Source organism: Bradyrhizobium sp. AZCC 2289 (genome assembly GCF_036924615.1).
In the GTDB taxonomy this organism is placed as follows: Bacteria; Pseudomonadota; Alphaproteobacteria; order Rhizobiales; family Xanthobacteraceae; genus Bradyrhizobium.
The window spans coordinates 91,586-110,741 of sequence record NZ_JAZHRY010000001.1 but is presented as its reverse complement, the minus strand read 5'-3'; the positions used below and the strand labels follow the sequence as shown (position 1 = coordinate 110,741).

Annotated in this window: 15 protein-coding genes and 1 tRNA gene; 12 read left to right on the top strand and 4 right to left on the bottom strand. The window is 61.6% G+C overall.

Annotated features, from left to right (window positions below; translation table 11 throughout):
- Positions 1 to 603 precede the first annotated feature (603 nt).
- Positions 604 to 1,389, bottom strand: coding sequence for an SDR family NAD(P)-dependent oxidoreductase (locus V1289_RS00570; protein ID WP_334395180.1), 786 nt, complete (start codon positions 1,387 to 1,389; stop codon positions 604 to 606).
- Positions 1,390 to 1,546: 157 nt separating this feature from the next.
- On the opposite strand from V1289_RS00570, the gene V1289_RS00565 reads away from it, so the two are divergent.
- From V1289_RS00565 to V1289_RS00555, 3 genes are all read left to right on the top strand, one after another.
- The gene (locus tag V1289_RS00565; RefSeq protein WP_309177644.1) at positions 1,547 to 2,254 is read left to right on the top strand and encodes a histidine phosphatase family protein; all 708 of its coding nucleotides are present in this window, start codon (positions 1,547 to 1,549) and stop codon (positions 2,252 to 2,254) included.
- A 76-nt stretch (positions 2,255 to 2,330) separates the two neighbouring features.
- A complete protein-coding gene (locus tag V1289_RS00560) occupies positions 2,331 to 3,098 on the top strand; it encodes an SDR family NAD(P)-dependent oxidoreductase (RefSeq protein WP_334395179.1) in 768 nt (255 codons plus the stop codon).
- 355 nt (positions 3,099 to 3,453) lie between these two features.
- A complete protein-coding gene (locus tag V1289_RS00555) occupies positions 3,454 to 5,679 on the top strand; it encodes a fused MFS/spermidine synthase (protein WP_334395178.1) in 2,226 nt (741 codons plus the stop codon).
- A gap of 58 nt (positions 5,680 to 5,737) precedes the next feature.
- On the opposite strand, the gene V1289_RS00550 is transcribed toward V1289_RS00555, so the two are convergent.
- A complete protein-coding gene (locus V1289_RS00550) occupies positions 5,738 to 6,961 on the bottom strand; it encodes a serine hydrolase domain-containing protein (RefSeq protein ID WP_334395177.1) in 1,224 nt (407 codons plus the stop codon).
- A gap of 277 nt (positions 6,962 to 7,238) precedes the next feature.
- On the opposite strand from V1289_RS00550, the gene V1289_RS00545 reads away from it, so the two are divergent.
- Positions 7,239 to 7,314: transfer RNA gene (locus tag V1289_RS00545), tRNA-Trp, on the top strand.
- Between the two features lie 44 nt (positions 7,315 to 7,358).
- Here the strand turns inward: V1289_RS00545 and V1289_RS00540 are convergent.
- On the bottom strand, positions 7,359 to 7,544 hold the full coding sequence (locus V1289_RS00540; RefSeq protein ID WP_334395176.1) for a hypothetical protein: 186 nt from the start codon (positions 7,542 to 7,544) through the stop codon (positions 7,359 to 7,361).
- A 955-nt stretch (positions 7,545 to 8,499) separates the two neighbouring features.
- On the opposite strand from V1289_RS00540, the gene secE reads away from it, so the two are divergent.
- The 4 genes from secE to rplA all read left to right on the top strand — a co-directional run bounded on the left by secE (position 8,500) and on the right by rplA (position 10,500).
- Positions 8,500 to 8,691, top strand: coding sequence for a preprotein translocase subunit SecE (gene secE / locus V1289_RS00530; RefSeq protein WP_074276023.1), 192 nt, complete (start codon positions 8,500 to 8,502; stop codon positions 8,689 to 8,691).
- 20 nt (positions 8,692 to 8,711) lie between these two features.
- Positions 8,712 to 9,242: a transcription termination/antitermination protein NusG gene (gene nusG, locus V1289_RS00525; RefSeq protein WP_074278525.1), complete on the top strand. Its 531-nt coding sequence runs from the start codon at positions 8,712 to 8,714 to the stop codon at positions 9,240 to 9,242.
- 130 nt (positions 9,243 to 9,372) lie between these two features.
- Positions 9,373 to 9,801 (top strand): 50S ribosomal protein L11, encoded by a 429-nt coding sequence (gene rplK / locus V1289_RS00520; RefSeq protein WP_007602986.1) that lies wholly within the window; start codon positions 9,373 to 9,375, stop codon positions 9,799 to 9,801.
- 6 nt (positions 9,802 to 9,807) lie between these two features.
- A complete protein-coding gene (rplA, locus tag V1289_RS00515) occupies positions 9,808 to 10,500 on the top strand; it encodes a 50S ribosomal protein L1 (protein WP_334395174.1) in 693 nt (230 codons plus the stop codon).
- Between the two features lie 80 nt (positions 10,501 to 10,580).
- Here rplA and V1289_RS00510 read toward each other — a convergent pair whose 3' ends face one another.
- Positions 10,581 to 11,399, bottom strand: a complete 819-nt coding sequence (locus V1289_RS00510) for an intradiol ring-cleavage dioxygenase (RefSeq protein ID WP_334395173.1) — start codon at positions 11,397 to 11,399, stop codon at positions 10,581 to 10,583.
- 144 nt (positions 11,400 to 11,543) lie between these two features.
- On the opposite strand from V1289_RS00510, the gene V1289_RS00505 reads away from it, so the two are divergent.
- The 4 genes from V1289_RS00505 to rpoB all read left to right on the top strand — a co-directional run bounded on the left by V1289_RS00505 (position 11,544) and on the right by rpoB (position 19,039).
- Complete coding sequence (locus V1289_RS00505; RefSeq protein WP_334395172.1) at positions 11,544 to 12,497, top strand: 2-hydroxyacid dehydrogenase; 954 nt, start codon at positions 11,544 to 11,546, stop codon at positions 12,495 to 12,497.
- 1,114 nt (positions 12,498 to 13,611) lie between these two features.
- Complete coding sequence (gene rplJ, locus V1289_RS00500; RefSeq protein ID WP_334395171.1) at positions 13,612 to 14,130, top strand: 50S ribosomal protein L10; 519 nt, start codon at positions 13,612 to 13,614, stop codon at positions 14,128 to 14,130.
- A 52-nt stretch (positions 14,131 to 14,182) separates the two neighbouring features.
- A complete protein-coding gene (gene rplL, locus V1289_RS00495) occupies positions 14,183 to 14,554 on the top strand; it encodes a 50S ribosomal protein L7/L12 (RefSeq protein ID WP_309177635.1) in 372 nt (123 codons plus the stop codon).
- A 366-nt stretch (positions 14,555 to 14,920) separates the two neighbouring features.
- Positions 14,921 to 19,039, top strand: coding sequence for a DNA-directed RNA polymerase subunit beta (rpoB, locus tag V1289_RS00490; RefSeq protein ID WP_334395170.1), 4,119 nt, complete (start codon positions 14,921 to 14,923; stop codon positions 19,037 to 19,039).
- The last annotated feature ends 117 nt before the right edge of the window (positions 19,040 to 19,156 follow it).

Below are 19,156 nucleotides of genomic sequence, written 5' to 3'. Positions count from 1 at the left end.
AGTGATTTGACTCCGCGCGTCTCACCCGACAAGAGGGGCGGCTCGCGATCGTCACGAAACGCGCGGTGGGATGCGGTGGACGCGAAAGCTGCGACTGACGAGCGTGGCCGATGCGGACGGCGAAGTCGTGTGGTCCTGACGCCCCGACGCTGGCGTCAAGTCGTGCGGAAGTATCCGCATGGCGACGGTGGCAAGAAAGCCCGGTCGCCGGGGAGAGCACGAAGGAAACCGTAAAACCATTGCGCAGGGAAGGCCGGATGTTCTCCGCTGAACCTGTATGCTCGTGTGCGCATTCTTATGCACATATTGCACGCGAGACCGCGGGTGCAGCGCGCACCCGGCTTTCCCTGCGCCCTCTGTGTTTCAAGAGGGCCGACGATTGCAACAGCTCGGGCGCGTCGCGCCGCGAGAACGCAGACTCGCATCACTCCGGCTCTCGGAAAAATGAAGCAGGAATTCTCCCCACGTCGTCCCGGGCTTGACCCGGGACCCATAACCCCAGGGAGAAGTTTTGCGGAAGGTCTCTGCCACCGATGCCTTATTGAAACATCACGCGGTATGGGTCCCGGCTTTCGCCGGGACGACGTGTTGATAGCGCGCCGCCTAAACCGGTTTGCCTGCATACGGCATCGACGCCGTGAGCCCGCCGTCGACCGGGATCGCCTGGCCGTTGACGTAGGACGCCTCGTCGCTGGCGAGGAACAATCCCATCGCCGCCAGTTCATGCGGCTGGCCCGCGCGCTTCAGGGGATTGAGCTGGCCGATCTTGTCCTGGGTGCCGCGTTCCTTGGCGCGATCGAACACCGGTTTGGTCATGCCGGTTTCGATCAAGCCCGGGCACACCGCATTGATGCGAATGCCGGTGCCGGACAGCGAATAGGCCGTGGTCTGCACCAGGCTGATGACGCCGGCCTTGCTGGCGCCGTAAGGGTGCCCGCTGGCGCCGGCCTTCAGCCCCGCGACGGACGCGGTGCAGATGATCGAGCCAAACCCCTGTTTGGTCATATGTGGGATCGAATGTTTGATCGCGAGGAACGGACCGATCAAATTGATACGCAGCACTTCCTGCCAGTGCTCGACGGTTTGTTCGGGGATGGGCACCAGCCCGCCGCTGACGCCGGCATTGGCCCAGATCGCATCGAGCCGCCCGTATTTCGAAACCGCCTTGTCGATGAAGGCTTTTACGTCGCTTTCCGAACCCGCATCCGCCATCACGGCTTCCACGATGCCGCCGGCATCGCTGACCAGCTTTGCGGTTTCCTTCACGCTCTCGCTGCGGTCGACCGCAATCAGTTTTGCGCCTTCCTTGGTGAACAACAGCGAAGCGGCGCGCCCGATGCCGCTTCCAGCGCCGGTGATGATGACGGATTTGCCTTCGAGGCGGCCCATGAGGTTCTCCCTTGTAACTTATGCGTGTCGGCGCTTGCCGCTTCACGGAATTTCAAACAAGATTTCAAACGCCCAAGCCACTTGCAACGACAAGTCACTTGAGACGATGTGTGCACTGACGTACAGCCATGGCGAACAGTATGGAAGGGTATTCGCGATGTCCAATCCAGCCAAACCAACCGTCGTCACAACACGGTGGTGGTGGGTGCGCCATGCACCGGTGCGCAACGACGGCGGCAACATCTACGGCCAGTCGGACATCGCCTGCGACACCAGCGATCGCGAGGTGTTCGAGGCGGTCGCGAAGATTCTGCCGCGTAGCGCGGTCTGGTATGCGAGCAACCTGATGCGCACGCATCAGACGGCGGAGGCGATCTGGGCGGCGGGATTTCCAAAGCCTTCGGCGATGCCGCACGTGGCCGCCTTTGCCGAACAGCATCTCGGTGAATGGCAGGGAATGAACCGCGCCGCCTTCATCGCCAGCCGGCCGGTCGGCAGCCATTGGTTCGCTGATATCGACGAACCTGCACCGGGCGGTGAAAGTTTCATGGATCTCTATCATCGCACGCGTGGTGCGATCGAGCGGATCACCATCGAGGAGGCTGGCAAGGACGTGATCGCGGTTGCCCATGGCGGCACCATCAAGGCCGCCGTCGGCCTGGCGCTGGGTGGTCAAGCGGAAAAAGGCCTCGCCTTTGACATCGACAATTGTTCGGTGACGCGGCTCGATCACTTCTCAAGCACTGGCCACAGCAACTGGCGGCTGCCCATGGTGAACCAGCAGCCGTGGATCGCGGATGCCAGGCACGCCGCGATGCATCAGCCGGCCGGGCCGGAAGTCGTGCCGGAGACCAAGCTTGCCTGAAGCGCAGTTGTCGAATGCCGTGAACGCTGCGTAAGCTTAAGAGATGAAAATCAAAACCTGAAATTGGGAGAGAAACATGACCTTGTTCGATATGAAGGGAAAAGTCGCCGTCATCACCGGCTCGACGCGCGGCATCGGCCGCGCCATTGCCGAGCGCATGGCCGAGCACGGCGCCAAGGTTGTGATCTCCTCGCGCAAGCAGGATGTCTGCGACCAAGTGACCAAGGAGATCAACGACAAGTTCGGCAAAGGGACGGCGGTCGCGATCGCCGCGAATATTTCCAGCAAGGAAAACCTGCAAAACCTGGTCAACGAAACCAACCGCGCCTTCGGCAAGATCGACGTGCTGGTCTGCAACGCGGCGTCCAATCCATATTACGGTCCGCTCGGCGGCATTTCCGACGACCAGTTCCGCAAGATTCTCGACAACAATATCGTCGCCAACAACTGGCTGATCTCGATGGTGGTGCCGCAGATGATCGAGCGCAAGGACGGCTCGATCGTCATCGTCTCCTCGATCGGCGGCCTGAAGGGCTCCACGGTGCTCGGCGCCTACGCGATCTCGAAGGCGGCCGACATGCAGCTCGCGCGCAACCTCGCCTGCGAATACGGCAAGCACAATATCCGCGTGAACTGCATCGCGCCCGGCCTGATCAAGACCGATTTTGCCAAGGCGCTGTGGGACAATCCGGAAACCCTCAAAGCCTCCACGGCGCGCTCGCCGCTGCTGCGCATCGGCATCCCCGACGAGATCGCAGGGGCTGCGGTATTCATGGGATCGGCGGCCGGCGACTTCATGACCGGCCAGACCATCGTCATCGACGGCGGTGCCACGATCAGTTGACGCGATGGTTGGCCATTCCGGGGCCTATCGAACCCTGCGCGGGACGAAGCGCCCCGGAATCCGCCGAAGTGTCGATTTTCGTTAAGACTAACGGAATGCGGGCTGAACCGCTTCGCCGGCGACACGGCCAGCGCTGGCGCCTGCAACCTTTGATTTCACACGGCGGAGCTTGATTCACGCGCTTGAGGATGATTGGAATTCGAAAACAGCTTCGCGAAAGGGAAACTGTGGCGCCGTCGAGTCGGTGCTGTTCCGTCAATTGATAAGGATCCTTCCCGGAACATTGTCATTGCCGCGGCAAGTATTGATTCATGGATGCTCTCTAAGGTTGTGGGACGTTTTCCCGGAGTTCCCCATGACAACGCTCGATCTACCCGTCGCCAATGACGGGGCGCGCCTTTCGACATGGGCCAAAATTCTCTGCGCCCTTTTCTTCTTCTCCGGCTTTCCGGCCTTGATCTACCAGCTTACCTGGCAACGCGAGTTGTTTCGCATTTTCGGTGTCAATTCGGAGTCGGTGACCATCGTCATCACGGCCTTCATGCTTGGATTGGGACTCGGCAGTCTTGCCGGCGGCTGGGTTTCAAACCGGCGCGGGATCAGTCTGCTGCCCTTGTTGGCGGTGATCGAGATAATGACCGCCGCCTTCGGCATCGTGTCGCTCAGCGTGTTCGAGCAGGTCGGTGCGCTCATCGTCAATTGGTCGCTGCCGGCCATGGCCGCCGTCAACCTGTTGCTCGTCATCGTGCCGACGCTGCTGATGGGCGCGACCTTGCCGATCCTGGTTTCGCACCTGGTTCGTCGCTCCGGGCAAGTCGGCAACGCCGTCGGCCTGCTCTATTACGTCAATACGCTCGGCGCGGGGGCGGCCTGCGTCGTCTGCTGCATCGTGCTGTTCCCGTTCCTTGGCATGCATGGGGCGGTTTTTACCGCCGTTGGCGTCAACGTTGCCGTCGCCATCGGCGCAATGGCGGCGCACGCGCTGCATCCCGATGAACCTCGCGCTGTACCCTCGATGGCAGAAAATGGCGCGGGCGAGGCGATCGTTGCCATGCGACCCGTGTTGCTGCTGGCGGCGCTCGGCGGGTTCATTTCCTTATCGTATGAAATATTTCTGTTCCGAACCGTCTCCTATGCCTCCGGATCGAGTGCAACGGCATTTGGCCTGACGCTGGCGTGCTTTCTCGCTGGCATCGCAGGCGGGGCACAGAGCGCGGGCAAGGTATGTGAGACGCTCCCGCAGGCCGACGCGATGCGCAAAGCAGCCGACGAACTTGTTTTCGCAAATCTCCTCGGCCTGCTGTTTCTGCCGGCCATGGCGCATTTCGCCTGGCTCGGCAGCGGCGTTTTCGTCATTGCGATGGTGATGGTCTATTTGATCGCCCGCCGATGGGGATCGCTGCTGCCGTATCTCGCCCAATTCGGCGTCCGGGCCGACGATCGCGCCGGAATGCAAACGGGGCTGCTTTATTTCGCCAATATCCTCGGCTCCGCGGCCGGCGCTATCCTGACCGGCTTTGTTTTGACGAACTGTCTGACTCTGGTGCAGATCGCCGTGCTGCTGGTGATTGCGGGCACGGCCTGCGCGCTGGCCGTGATCGCGATGCTCGATGTCGCGCGCACGGAGCGGCTGAAGCGCGCGGCGGTCGCTGTCGGCGTGTCGGTTGTTGCCGTGGTCGTGACACCGTTGCTGTCGGAGCGCGTGCTCGAAAACCTGCTGTTCAAGGGCACCGTCGATCACGCCTTTGGCCATGTGGTCGAGAATCGCGGCGGCATCATTACCGTCGACACCGATGGCACCGTATTCGGCAACGGGATGTATGACGGACGCTTCAACACGCGATTACAGGACGATCGAAACGGCATCATCCGGCCCTACGCGTTGAGTTTGTTTCACGCATCTCCGCGCGACGTTCTGATGATCGGGCTGGCATCGGGTTCGTGGGCGCAGGTGATCGCCAACAATCCCGCGGTGAACTCGCTTACGGTGGTCGAGATCAACCCGGGCTATGTTGACTTGATCGCACAGCAGCCGGAGGTCGCTTCCGTGCTCGGCAACCCGAAAGTCACCATCATCAAGGACGATGGCAGACGCTGGTTGAGCCACCATCCCGAACGGCGCTTCGACGCGATCGTATCGAACACGACCTGGAATTTTCGCGCCAATGCCGCAAACCTGCTATCGACCGAATTTCTCAAGCTCGGGCAGCAGCACCTCAATCCGCACGGAATCATGTTCTACAATACGACCGACTCCGCTCGCGTGCAGCGAACCGCCTGCCTGGCATTTCCTTACGGGGCACGGTTCACCAACCACATGGTCGTTTCGGAAACTCCAATCGACTGGAATTTTAGCCGCTGGCGCCAGACGCTGGAGTCTTACGTCATTGATGGGCACAACGAGTTCGACAGCCAAAGCGCAGACGACCGCGTACTGCTGGATTCACTGGCAACGGTCGATCAAAGTTCGCAGCACATGATCGAGGGCTGTCCGGAAGTGCTCGCCCGCACGGCGGGTAGCCAATCTATCACGGACGACAACATGGGAACCGAGTGGCGCCATTACCTTGGAATGGAATGAAGGGCGTCTGGGCGCATCTCGGGACAGCCCCGCAGGGCCGTCCCGGGAACGATGTCCGTCATTCCACCGCCGCGTACACCAGATCGCGTAGCAGCGAGCGGGTATATTGCCGTTGACCCGGGCCCTGCATCATGAACACCGCGAACAGGTCCTCCTTCGGATCGATCCAGAAGAACGTGCCGGCCATGCCGCTCCAGAAGAATTGACCGAGCGAACCCGGGAACGGCGCAATTCCGGCATGGGTGCGGACCGCAAAACCGAGCCCAAAACCGTGGCCGGGCGGCATCAAGGGAGAGTCGACCTTGACCTCGGGGCCGAGATGATCCGACGCCATCAGCTCCAGCGTCTTGCGGCCGACGATCCTGACGCCGTCGAGGCTGCCGCCATTGAGCAGCATCTGGCTGAACCGCGCATAGTCCATCGTGGTGGAGACCAGTCCGCCACCGCCGGATTCCATCCCCGGCTTTTCCAGCATGTTGAAGAGCTGCACCTTATCGCCGGTCCAGGGATCGGTCGGGAACGGCTCGGCGAGACGGCCGGCATTGGCTTCGGCGGTGTGGAACGCGGTCTCCGCCATTTGCAGCGGTGCCAGGATGCGTTCGGCGAGGAACGCACTGAGCGACTTGCCGCTGACGACTTCGATGATGCGGCCGAGGATGTCGGTGGAGCGGCTGTAGTTCCACTCCGCGCCGGGCTGGCACATCAGGGGCAGGCTGGCGACGAGGCTCGCGTGTTCCGCGTTGGTGATCTTGCGGCTGCGCAGCCGCGACTGCTGATACAGCCGCTGCACCAGGCCGTTGCCGGTGTGGTCGTAGGTGATGCCCGAGGTGTGCCGCAGCAGATCCTGAACCGTCATCTGCCGCTTCAGCGGGACGAGTTCGAGTTCGCCGTTGTGTTCGACGCCGACTTTCTGGTTGGCAAATTCCGGGATGAATTTTGCGACCGCGTCGCTGAGCAGAAAATGGCCGTCCTCGATCAGCATCATGATGCCGATCGAGACGATCGGCTTGGTCATCGAGAAGATGCGGAAGATGCTGTCCTTCGCCATCGGCGCTGCGGCCAAGGGGCTCTGCTTGCCGATGGCGTCGAACCAGCCGATCTGGCCGCGGCGCGCCACCAGCACGGTCGCGCCGGGCAGGGTGCCCTTGTCGACCTCGCGTTTGAACGCATCGGACAGAAGCTGCAGGCGAACGGGGGAGAGCCCGAGCTGCTCCGGCTTGGCATGCGGCAGCGACGGGGTCTGCGGGGCGGAAGTCTGCCTGGCGGCGGTTTGGGCGTTCATGGTCTCTCACATTTGCTCTTGTTGTTTGTGGTGAGCTTGAAGTTTGGCGCAGAAGTTCCGAATTGAACAGGGTGATTTCTGCCGGCGGACCGGCAACCCGATGGGAATTTGCCGCGCGGCGGCGTTGCATTTCAGTGTCGCCCGCTATGGCGAAAACTATCGTAACTGGCTGTTGCGGAGCCGGTGGTTTGTCGGCGTTCGACCGCTTCGCCCTTGCAATCGGGGTGTGGCTTATGCTTGAAACGGCACGAACCGGCGGCGACGCACGGTTCCCTGCAGGAGTGTAGCTCAATTGGTAGAGCACCGGTCTCCAAAACCGGGGGTCGCAGGTTCGAGCCCTGCCACTCCTGCCAGCAAAATCAAAGACTTGGATGAACTTCCTGCTGCTGGGCCGCAGCTAGCCAAAAAACGCGGTGACGACTGCCATGTCCGACATCGCGGGAGCGACGCCGCGCAGATTCGCATCGATCACGCGCCGGCAGGCGTCGACCGTGACGGCGTCGCCAAGGTCGTTCGCGGCGTCAAGGACCGTCCAGGCGGGGTCGACTGGCGGCTTTTCCTGGTCGTCGCCAAGCAGTGCCATGGTTATCTCATTGCCGGTTGATGGGACGAACACGATGCGCGGCAATTTTTAAGAAGCCGATCGCGGTCTTGTTTGGATTTGAGATGCGGCGTTAGCGGCGATTAACCATTCGGGTTCCGGATCGGGTCGGAACAGCGCGAAATAACGCGGCTAATCCTCGTCCTCTTGTGGAGGTGGCGGCTGCGGCTTTTGGCGTTTCCGCGGGGCGATCGGCTGCGGCGGCGGATCGTCCTGCGGTCGAAAGAAAACTTCAAAGCAAGCCGGGCTCAGGCGCGGACCGCTGGCCCTCAGACACGCGGCCACGCCGTCGGGGTCCGGCATATAGGCGCCGCAAAGTCGAAAGGCGTCCGGGGTGCAGGCTTCACGCTGTTGCGGGGTACCCTGGGCGAAGACAAAGGCTGGAAGCAGAAGGAACGCGGCACCTGCGATCCCGCAACAAATTCGATACGACGCCATTCCGATTTCCTGCTCCTTTGCCGGATTCCTGAGGGCAGATCAGGCCATGCATATGCGTCAATAAATGGGCTCGGGCGCAAGGCGCGAGCGGTGATCGCGGTGGGTTGATGCCTGCGAATTAGGCTGCAGTAGTGAGAGCAGGCGTCCGAGGCTCGATTGATTGAGCCCCGGATTTATTTCGCGCGTGGATTAGGTCCGGCGGGGATATCGCACCGGTCCGATCCAGGATAATGCGTTAAGGCGTTGATTTCTCTTGCTGCCAGCGCCTGTCGGGACGCCGGGGGCGGCGCCTGGCACCTTGACCTTTTGCCCAACTGGCAGTAGATACCCGCCACCTGCTGCCGGCCCGCTCTGCGGATATCCGGCGCGGCTTTAAATTCCCCCGAACAATCGAGCCCGCTTGGCGGCTCATCCTTCGAGAGAGGGCTGGGCCTAATTCGGCTGTTCGGATTTTCTTGAAATCAGACAATCGTCTCACGAAGGACGCGGATACCCAACGATGGCTTTCAGCCCGTTCAAATTCCTGCAGGAAGTGCGCTCGGAGACCAACAAGGTCACCTGGCCGACGCGCCGCGAGACGACGATCACCACGATCATGGTGTTCGTGATGGTTGCGCTGGCTTCGATTTTCTTCTTCGCCTCGGATCAGATTATCCGTTATCTCGTCACCTTCTTGCTGGGTGTGCACTAATGAGCACCGGAACTCAAACGATGGATAAGCGCTGGTATATCGTCCACGCCTATTCGAACTTCGAAAAGAAGGTCGCGGAATCGATCCGCGAGCAGTCGAAGCAGCGCGGGCTCGAGGAACTGTTCGAGCTGGTGCTGGTGCCGACCGAAAAGGTCACCGAAGTGCGCCGCGGCCGCAAGATCGATGCCGAGCGAAAATTCTTCCCGGGCTATGTGCTGGTGAAGATGAAGCTGACCGACGAGGCGTTTCATCTCATCAAGAACACGCCGAAGGTGACCGGTTTCCTCGGCGCCGAAAACAAGCCGATGCCGATCTCGGAAGCCGAGGCGATGCGGATCCTGCACCAGGTGCAGGAAGGCGTCGAGCGTCCGAAGGCGTCGGTGTCGTTCGAGATCGGCGAGAATGTCCGCGTGGCCGATGGGCCGTTCGCGTCGTTCTCCGGGGTGGTCGAGGAAATCGACGAGGCGCGTTCGCGCGTCAAGGTCGCGGTGTCGATCTTCGGTCGCGCCACGCCGGTCGAACTGGAATTCGGGCAGGTCGAGAAGGTCTGATCGTTTTCAAGCGGCAACGCCGCTTGAGGAGTGCCGTGGGAGGAGATGGACGATCGCCAGTCGTCCGTCGAACCGCACCACGGTCCTGTGAAGCTTCCGGAATCCTCCGGAGCAACATGAGGAGTGACGTATGGCGAAGAAAGTGACCGGATACCTGAAATTGCAGGTGCCGGCCGGTGCGGCGAATCCTTCGCCCCCGATCGGTCCCGCGCTTGGTCAGCGCGGTCTCAACATCATGGAATTCTGCAAGGCGTTCAACGCCCAGACGCAGAAGGAAGAAAAGAACACCCCGATTCCGGTGGTGATCACGATCTACGCCGATCGTTCGTTCACCTTCGAGATGAAGACCCCCCCGATGTCCTTCTTCCTCAAGCAGGCCGCCAAAATCCAGTCCGGGTCGAAAGCCCCGGGCCGCGACAAGGCCGGCGCGGTGACCAAAGCGCAGGTGCGCGAGATCGCCGAGAAGAAGATGAAGGATCTCAATTGCGACTCCATCGAGTCGGCCATGAAGATGGTCGAGGGCTCTGCCCGTTCGATGGGTCTTGAAGTTGCGGGGTAACGGGTCATGGCAATCGGTAAGCGTTTGAAGAAGGCCCGCGAGGGCGTCGACCGCGAAAAGCTCTATCCGCTCGCGGATGCCATCAAGATGGTCAAGGAACGCGCCAAGTCGAAATTCGACGAGACCATCGAGATCGCGATCAATCTCGGCGTCGATCCGCGTCACGCTGACCAGATGGTTCGCGGCGTGGTGACGCTGCCGAACGGCACCGGCCGCACCTTGCGCGTCGGCGTGTTCGCGCGCGGCGCCAAGGCGGATGAAGCCAGGGCCGCAGGTGCCGACGTCGTCGGCGCCGAAGACCTGGTCGAGAAGGTGCAGGGCGGCACGATCGACTTCGATCGTTGTATCGCCACCCCCGACATGATGCCGCTGGTCGGCCGCCTCGGTAAGGTGCTCGGCCCGCGCGGCATGATGCCGAACCCGAAGATCGGCACCGTGACGATGGACGTCGCCAACGCCGTGAAGGGCGCCAAGGGCGGCTCGGTCGAATTCCGCGTCGAGAAGGCCGGCATCGTGCAGGCCGGTATCGGCAAGGCGTCGTTCACCGAAGAAAAGCTGGTGCAGAACGTCAAGGCGCTCGCGGATGCGGTCGCCAAGGCGAAGCCTGCCGGCGCCAAGGGCACCTACATCCAGCGCGTGGCGGTTTCCTCCACCATGGGCCCGGGCGTGAAGGTCGAGCCGGGCACGCTGCTCGGTTAAGCTTCTTGCGGCACATTTGACGAACTAACGGCGAAACAGCGAAAGCTGTTTCGCCGTTTTCGTTTGGGACCAGCGCGCGCTCAGCTGTTCCTCTGCTTTGCGGGTGCGATGCCCGGCACGATCGCGCGGGGTAGGGCAGGCGTCGGCTTTTCGTCGAGCGCGGTTGCCACGGTCCGGCTGACGCCGACGACCAGGGTTGCCAGATAATGGTCGGCCTGTTCGCGGATATCGCAAAACCCGCCATGGGTCGTGTCCGACAGCGCAAACTCATCGTTGGTGTTGAAGGTGTTGCGAACCGCCTTGCGGCTGTAGGCGCCGACATTGGCGAAAATGTACTGGCTCAGCGCATCCGGGAAATACATCTGGCCGGTGAGCATGTTCTTGTCGTCGATGAAGATCTTGAAGTGCACATGCACGGTGCGGCCGTCGTACCAGCCGGGATAGACGCTGCGGAAGGCGGCTTCGCCGCGGGCGTCCGCGATCTGGGTGCCGCGCATGAAAGTGCCGCCGGAGGTATCGACATTGTGCTTGTCGCCCTGGCCGGGATAGCCGGAGTAGTAACCGTCCGCCCGTGTGTGCCAGATATCGACGCGCGCGCCGGAGACCGGTGTGCAATTGGCTGCGTCGAGCACGACAAAGCGCAACCGCAGCGGTACGCCGGGATGGCCTTCGGTGATATCGGCGCGCTGCAGTTTTGGATCGAAGTAGAACGGGCCCGGTATTGCCGCCGGCGTCAGGATGCATGCCGGCGTCAGCGCTGCGGTCGGTGCTGACGGAGTTTGCGCGAACGCCCCGGGGACGGATGCGGCCACTGCGGGCGCGGAGGCGAGCGCTGTGAGCGCCGCACGGCGGCTAAGGGGCGATTCTTCAAACCACGACGATTTTTCGAAGGAAGACATGGCTGAGCTTCCGGAACTGCATGAGCTCTCGTCGAGGCATGATACACGGACCCGGGATATTGCAGTAAGTTACAAATATTCGCGCGGCACATGCGCCGTTTCGAAGGTCAGGACGCCTCGTCCGCACAGTCCGCAGGAATTGAAATGCCCGAAAAAGTCCTGGTCTATTCGCGCTTCCCCAAGGCGCTGATGCTCCGCATCGGCGAACGCTACGAACTGCTGGATGCCGCCGGCAAACCACCGGCCCAGGTGTTTGGGGCCGACCAGCTCGCGGATATTCGCGCCATGATCACCGCCGGCGGCACGCCGCTCGGCGCCGACATGATGGACATGGTGCCGAAACTCGGCGCCATCGTCTGTTACGGCACCGGCTATGACGGCGTCGATCTCGCCGCGGCGGCAAAGCGCAAAATTACCCTGGGCCACAGCCCCGGTGCGAATGCCTCGTCGGTCGCCGATATCGCGGTGACGCTGATGCTGGCGGCGATCCGCCGCTTGCCGGTCGCCGACAATTACGTCAGGAGCGGCGACTGGGCCGCCGCAAAACCGTCGCCGATGATGCGCCCGCAGGCGGGCATGCGCGGCCGCAAGGTCGGCGTCTACGGCATGGGCGAGATCGGCCGCAAGATCGCCGCGCGCGTCGCCTCGTTCGAGACCGAGGTCGGCTATTTCAGCCGCAGCCGGCACGACGTGCCGTATCAGTATTTTCCGAGCCTGGAGGCGCTGACCGAATGGTGCAGCGTGTTGATGATTGCGGTGCGTGCCGGCGGCGACACCCACCACATCGTCAATGCCGATATCCTGCGCAAGCTCGGCAAGGACGGCTATGTCGTCAACATCGCGCGCGGCTCGGTGATCGACCAAAAGGCGCTGATCGCGGCGCTGTCGGACCAGACCATCGCCGGCGCCGGGCTCGACGTCTACGCGAAAGAGCCGCACGCGCCGGACGCGCTGACCGCGTTTCCGAACGTGGTACTGTCCCCGCATATCGGCGGTCACACGCTGGAATCGCATGTGGCGATGCAGGATTGCGTGATGGCCAATCTCGCGGCGTATTTTGCCGGAAAGGCGCTTCCCTATGAGGTCAAAGGCGCCTGAATCGCAGATTTCTACTTTCGATATCGTAATGAAGTGCGAGCATATCTACCAGACAACAGTCGCGCGACGATCCGACATCAGCTCTCACGGGTGGCCACCGGGGCTACCGAGCTTGGACAATCCATCCAACAATCCGCCGGAATTTCCGGCCCTAAACAACCCACCCAGGAGCCCGCCGGCGCTCCGGTTGCCCAGCCAGTGTCGGGCGCGAAGATTATCGTAGACGTCAAGGCCGCCAACGACGGTAGGTGTAGCGTGATCGATTTCCCATCCGTACGCGGTGGTCTTGCCGTACTCCGCCCAGCAGATAACCCGACCATCACAATCGATACGGTCTGAACTATCCTCGAGTGAGCGGGCGCTGTTCCAGGCGACTATTTTGCGTCGCTCGTCCTCTGTTTGGCCGGCCGAGGCAAGCAGCGTTGGACCAAGAAGGGGGACGTCGTTAGGACCAGTCATTTGTACTCCCGAGCTGAAACAGAATCTTCCGGTAGTGATTCTATGTTCATGATATGTTCTTTTCGGCGCGTAGTCCATCGGCCAGGTCCATCGGCCAGCTTGAGCCCGCCCCGGGTGAAATTCGGTTTTCCAAACTGGTCTGAATTTTGCTCTTGGCAAACAGGGCGAGACTCGTTAAAGAGCCGCTTCCGGGCGTGCTGGCAGTTGCTGGCGGGTCCGTGCTCGCATTCCGAAAACCCGATACGGTAGGAGATCATTCCTTTCAGGACATCCGCATGGATTGCTCGAAAGGAAGGGAACCCGTCGCTTTGGCGGAATGCAGGCAGGGGTCTTCGGCTTAGCCGGATGACCTCGATCCTGTCCGAGACTGCAGGCGCCCGCGATAAACCATCGGTTTTTCAACGGCTTAATTCAATGCCTGCATAGACGGGTGAAGACCGGATTTCGCTTACGTCGCCTTTGGCGGCGGATGGCTTGTTTGGTTCGAACCTCGACACCCCGCGCCACCTGGTTCGGGAGGGCAGGCTTTTCAATGTCGTCGTGCCCGGCGTGTCTTGAGGCTGTTGTCTTGAGGTCAGGTTTTGGGCGGGACGATGGGTGCAACCCGGCGGTCTCGCTCTAAAGCGCGAAGGCCGCCAACCGGAGAGAGCTTGCTGTGGAAAGAGCGGCAAAAAAGGACGCGGTTGAAGCGCTGAACGGGGTCTTCAAGGCCACGAGCGTTGCAGTCGTCGCCCACTATTCCGGCCTCACCGTGGCCCAGATGCAGAAGCTGCGCATGCAGATGAAGCAGGCGGGCGCGTCGGTGAAGGTCTCGAAGAACCGTCTCGCCAAAATTGCTCTTGAAGGCACAGACGTCGTTGCCATCGGCTCCCTGCTGAAGGGACCGACCGTGATCGCGACTTCAAACGATCCGGTAGCGGCGCCGAAGGTTGCCATCGAATTTGCCAAGGCGAACGAACAGTTCGTCATTCTCGGCGGATCGATGGGTAAAACCGTCCTGGATGTTAACGGCGTCAAGGCGCTTGCCGCCCTGCCGTCACTCGATGAACTGCGCGGAAAGATTGTCGGCCTGCTTGTGGCGCCGGCGACCAAGATCGCTCAGCTCTCGACTGCGCCCGCGGCCAAGCTCGCGCGCGTCATCCAGGCCTATGCCTCAAAGAGCGAAGCGGCCTGACCCTTCGCAATTCAAACCTGGTTCGAACCAATACGTTTAAGGAAACAGATCAATGGCTGACCTACAGAAAATCGTCGACGACCTCTCGAGCCTCACCGTGCTCGAAGCTGCCGAGCTCGCAAAGCTCCTGGAAGAAAAGTGGGGCGTGTCCGCCGCTGCTGCCGTGGCCGTTGCCGGTCCCGCTGCCGCCGCTGCTGCTCCGGCTGAAGAAAAGACCGAGTTCACGGTCATGCTCGTCGCCGCCGGCGACAAGAAGATCGAAGTCATCAAGGAAGTCCGTGCCATCACCGGCCTCGGCCTCAAGGAAGCCAAGGACCTCGTCGAAGGCGCGCCCAAGGCTGTCAAGGAAGGCGTGAACAAGGACGAGTCCGAGAAGATCAAGGCCCAGCTCGAAAAGGCTGGCGCTAAAGTCGAGTTGAAGTAAGCGTACACAAAAATGTGTGGGGATTCGCGGGGTTAACCCTCGAATCTCCACTATTGTCACCCCATATCGGGACGGCAGCAGGAAAACACGGTAGGCGGCGGGGACGGCAGGGTTCCCGGCGTAAGCCGTTGGGAGACAGTCAAATTTCGGGCTTTTTCAGTCCGTGAAGCGAAAAGTTGTGACGGGCGGGTGCAGTCATGCGCCCGCGCGTCGTTTTGCGTTTTGAAGGCGTGGAGAACGGGTTTGGGACTTAATTCCTGAATTTGGGCTTTGTTCCAGCGAAGCGATTCGAAATTCAACCCGGGGGCGATGGCAGTCGCGCTTCGGAAGGTTCGCCCATCAGGGGCGACGAAATGAGAGGCCACGATGGCGCAGCAGACATTCACCGGTCGCAAACGTGTTCGCAAGTTTTTCGGACACATCAAGGAAGTCGCCGAGATGCCGAACCTCATCGAGGTTCAGAAGGCGTCCTATGACCAGTTCCTGATGGTGGACGAGCCGGTCGGCGGGCGGCTGGACGAGGGCCTGCAGGCGGTGTTCCGTTCGGTATTTCCGATCTCGGATTTCTCCGGCACCTCGATGCTGGAATTCGTCCGCTACGAATTCGAGCCGCCGAAATACGACGTCGACGAGTGCCGCCAGCGCGGCATGACCTATGCTGCGCCGCTGAAGGTGACGCTGCGCCTGATCGTGTTCGATATCGATGAGGAAACCGGCGCCAAGTCGGTGAAGGACATCAAGGAGCAGGACGTCTACATGGGCGATATCCCGCTCATGACCATGAACGGCACCTTCGTCGTCAATGGCACCGAGCGCGTCATCGTTTCGCAGATGCACCGGTCGCCCGGCGTGTTCTTCGATCACGACAAGGGCAAGACCCATTCGTCCGGCAAGCTGCTGTTCGCCGCGCGCGTAATTCCGTATCGCGGCTCCTGGCTCGATATCGAATTCGACGCCAAGGACATCGTGTTCGCGCGCATCGATCGCCGCCGCAAGATTCCCGTGACCTCGCTGATGTACGCGCTCGGTCTCGACGGCGAGACGATCCTGTCGACCTTCTACAAGAAGATCAATTACAAGCGGGGCAAGGAAGGCTGGCGCGTGCCGTTCGACGCCACCCGTTTCCGCGGCTACTCGACCATCAACGACCTGATCGACGCCGACACCGGCAAGGTGGTGCTCGAGGCCGGCAAGAAGCTCACCGTGCGCGCGGCGCGTCAGCTGCAGGAAAAGGGCCTCAAGGCGCTGCGTCTGTCGGACGAAGAGCTGATCGGCAACTACCTCGCCGAAGACCTCGTCAATCCGAAGACCGGTGAAATCTACGCCGAAGCCGGCGAGGAGATCACCGAGAAGTCACTGAAGGCGCTGAACGAGCAGGGCTACAAGGAACTGCCGCTGCTCGACATCGACCACGTCAATGTCGGCGCCTACATCCGCAACACGCTGCATGCCGACAAGAACATGACGCGTGAAGACGCGCTGTTCGACATCTATCGCGTGATGCGTCCCGGCGAGCCGCCGACCATCGACTCGGCGCAGACCATGTTCCAGTCGCTGTTCTTCGACTCTGAGCGTTACGACCTGTCCGCGGTCGGCCGCGTCAAGATGAACATGCGCCTCGAACTCGATGCGCCCGATACCCACCGCACGCTGCGCAAGGAAGACATTCTCGCCGTCATCAAGACGCTGGTCGATCTGCGCGACGGCAAGGGCGAGATCGACGACATCGACCATCTCGGCAACCGCCGCGTCCGCTCGGTCGGTGAATTGATGGAGAACCAGTACCGCATCGGTCTGTTGCGCATGGAGCGCGCGATCAAGGAGCGCATGTCCAGTGTCGATATCGACACCGTGATGCCGCAGGATTTGATCAACGCCAAGCCGGCGGCAGCCGCGGTGCGCGAGTTCTTCGGCTCGTCGCAGCTGTCGCAGTTCATGGACCAGACCAACCCGCTGTCGGAGATCACCCACAAGCGCCGTCTCTCGGCGCTTGGACCGGGCGGTCTGACCCGCGAGCGGGCCGGCTTCGAAGTCCGCGACGTGCATCCGACCCATTACGGCCGTATCTGCCCGATCGAGACGCCGGAAGGCCCGAACATCGGTCTGATCAACTCGCTCGCGACCTTTGCTCGCGTCAACAAATATGGCTTCGTGGAGACGCCCTATCGTAAGGTGAAGGACGGCCGCGTCACCGACGAGGTCGTGTATCTCTCGGCGATGGAAGAGGGCCGTTATCGCGTGGCGCAGGCCAACGTGCCGCTCGACGCCAAGGGCCGCTTCACCGAGGACCTGATCGTCTGCCGTCACGCCGGAGAAGTGCTGCCGATCACGCCCGACAAGGTCGACTACATGGACGTGTCGCCGAAGCAGCTGGTTTCGGTCGCTGCGGCCCTGATCCCGTTCCTCGAGAACGACGACGCCAACCGCGCGCTGATGGGCTCGAACATGCAGCGCCAGGCGGTGCCGCTGGTTCGCGCCGAGGCGCCGTTCGTCGGTACCGGCATGGAAGGCGTGGTTGCCCGTGATTCCGGCGCTGCGATCGCCGCCCGCCGTTCCGGCGTGATCGACCAGATCGACGCCACCCGCGTCGTGATCCGCGCCACCGAAGATCTCGATCCGACCAAGTCGGGCGTCGATATCTACCGGCTGATGAAGTACCAGCGCTCCAACCAGTCGACCTGCATCAACCAGCGTCCGCTGGTGAAGGTCGGCGACATCGTCAAGAAGGGCGACATCATCGCCGACGGTCCGTCGACCGATCTCGGAGAACTCGCGCTCGGCCGCAACGTGCTGGTCGCGTTCATGCCGTGGAATGGCTACAACTTCGAAGACTCGATCCTGCTCTCCGAAAGAATCGTGAAGGACGACGTCTTCACCTCGATCCACATCGAGGAGTTCGAGGTGATGGCGCGCGATACCAAGCTCGGGCCTGAGGAAATCACCCGCGACATTCCGAACGTTTCGGAAGAAGCGCTGAAGAACCTCGACGAAGCCGGCATCGTCTATATCGGCGCGGAAGTGCGCGCCGGCGACATCCTGGTCGGCAAGATCACGCCGAAGGGCGAAAGCCCGATGACGCCGGAAGAAAAGCTCCTGCGCGCCATCTTCGGCGAAAAGGCTTCCGACGTCCGCGATACCTCGCTGCGCGTGCCTCCGGGCGTGCAGGGCACCATCGTGGAAGTCCGCGTCTTCAACCGGCACGGCGTCGACAAGGACGAGCGCGCGCTGGCGATCGAGCGGGAAGAGATCGAGCGTTTGGCCAAGGACCGCGACGACGAACAGGCGATTCTCGACCGTAACGTCTACGGCCGTCTGGCGGAGCTTCTGGAAAACCGCCAGGGCATCGCCGGTCCGAAGGGCTTCAAGAAGGACACCAAGATCACGCGCGCGGTGCTCGACGAGCATCCGCGGTCGCAGTGGTGGATGTTTGCTTCGCCCAACGACAAGCTGATGGCTGAAATCGAGGCGATGCGAAAGCAGTACGACGAATCGAAGAAGGGCCTTGAACAGCGCTTCCTCGACAAGGTCGAGAAGCTGCAGCGTGGCGACGAATTGCCGCCCGGCGTGATGAAGATGGTCAAGGTCTTCGTCGCGGTGAAGCGCAAGATCCAGCCCGGCGACAAGATGGCCGGCCGTCACGGCAACAAGGGTGTGGTATCCAAGATCGTTCCGATCGAGGACATGCCGTTCCTCGAGGACGGTACCCATGCCGACATCGTGCTCAATCCGCTCGGCGTGCCCTCGCGCATGAACGTCGGCCAGATTCTGGAGACGCATCTTGGCTGGGCCTGCGCGGGCCTCGGCAAGCGCATCGGCCAGACCATCGACGCCTATTATCACAAGCAGGATCTCAAGCCGCTGCGCGAGACCCTGAAGAAGATCTATGGCGACGATGAAACCATCAAATCGCTCAACGACAACGAGTTGGTGGAGCTCGGCCGCAACCTCAGCCACGGCGTGCCGATCGCAACGCCGGTGTTCGACGGCGCCAAGGAAGCCGACATCGAGGAGATGCTGAAGCTCGCGGGCTTCGACGCCTCGGGTCAATCGACTGTCTATGACGGCCGGACCGGCGACGCCTTCGACCGCAAGGTGACGGTGGGCTACATCTACATGCTCAAGCTGCACCATCTCGTGGACGACAAGATCCACGCGCGTTCGATCGGACCGTACTCGCTCGTCACCCAGCAGCCGCTGGGCGGCAAGGCGCAGTTCGGCGGCCAGCGCTTCGGCGAAATGGAGGTGTGGGCGCTCGAAGCGTACGGCGCCGCCTACACGCTGCAGGAAATGCTGACCGTGAAGTCGGACGACGTCGCCGGCCGTACCAAGGTGTACGAGGCGATCGTGCGCGGCGACGACACGTTCGAGGCGGGTATCCCGGAATCGTTCAACGTGCTGGTCAAGGAAATGCGCTCGCTCGGCCTCAACGTCGATCTGCACAATTCCAAGATAGCGCCGGGGACCACGTCCGAGGCGGCAGAGTAACGCGAAGATTTTGTGCCCGGCTCAAAAGCGCGAAGCCCGTCTTCGCTCAAATGTGCCGGGCATTCGCGCCTTGCTCGGACGTTGAGCGGGGCGCGGTCCAGAAAGAATTTCGAATTT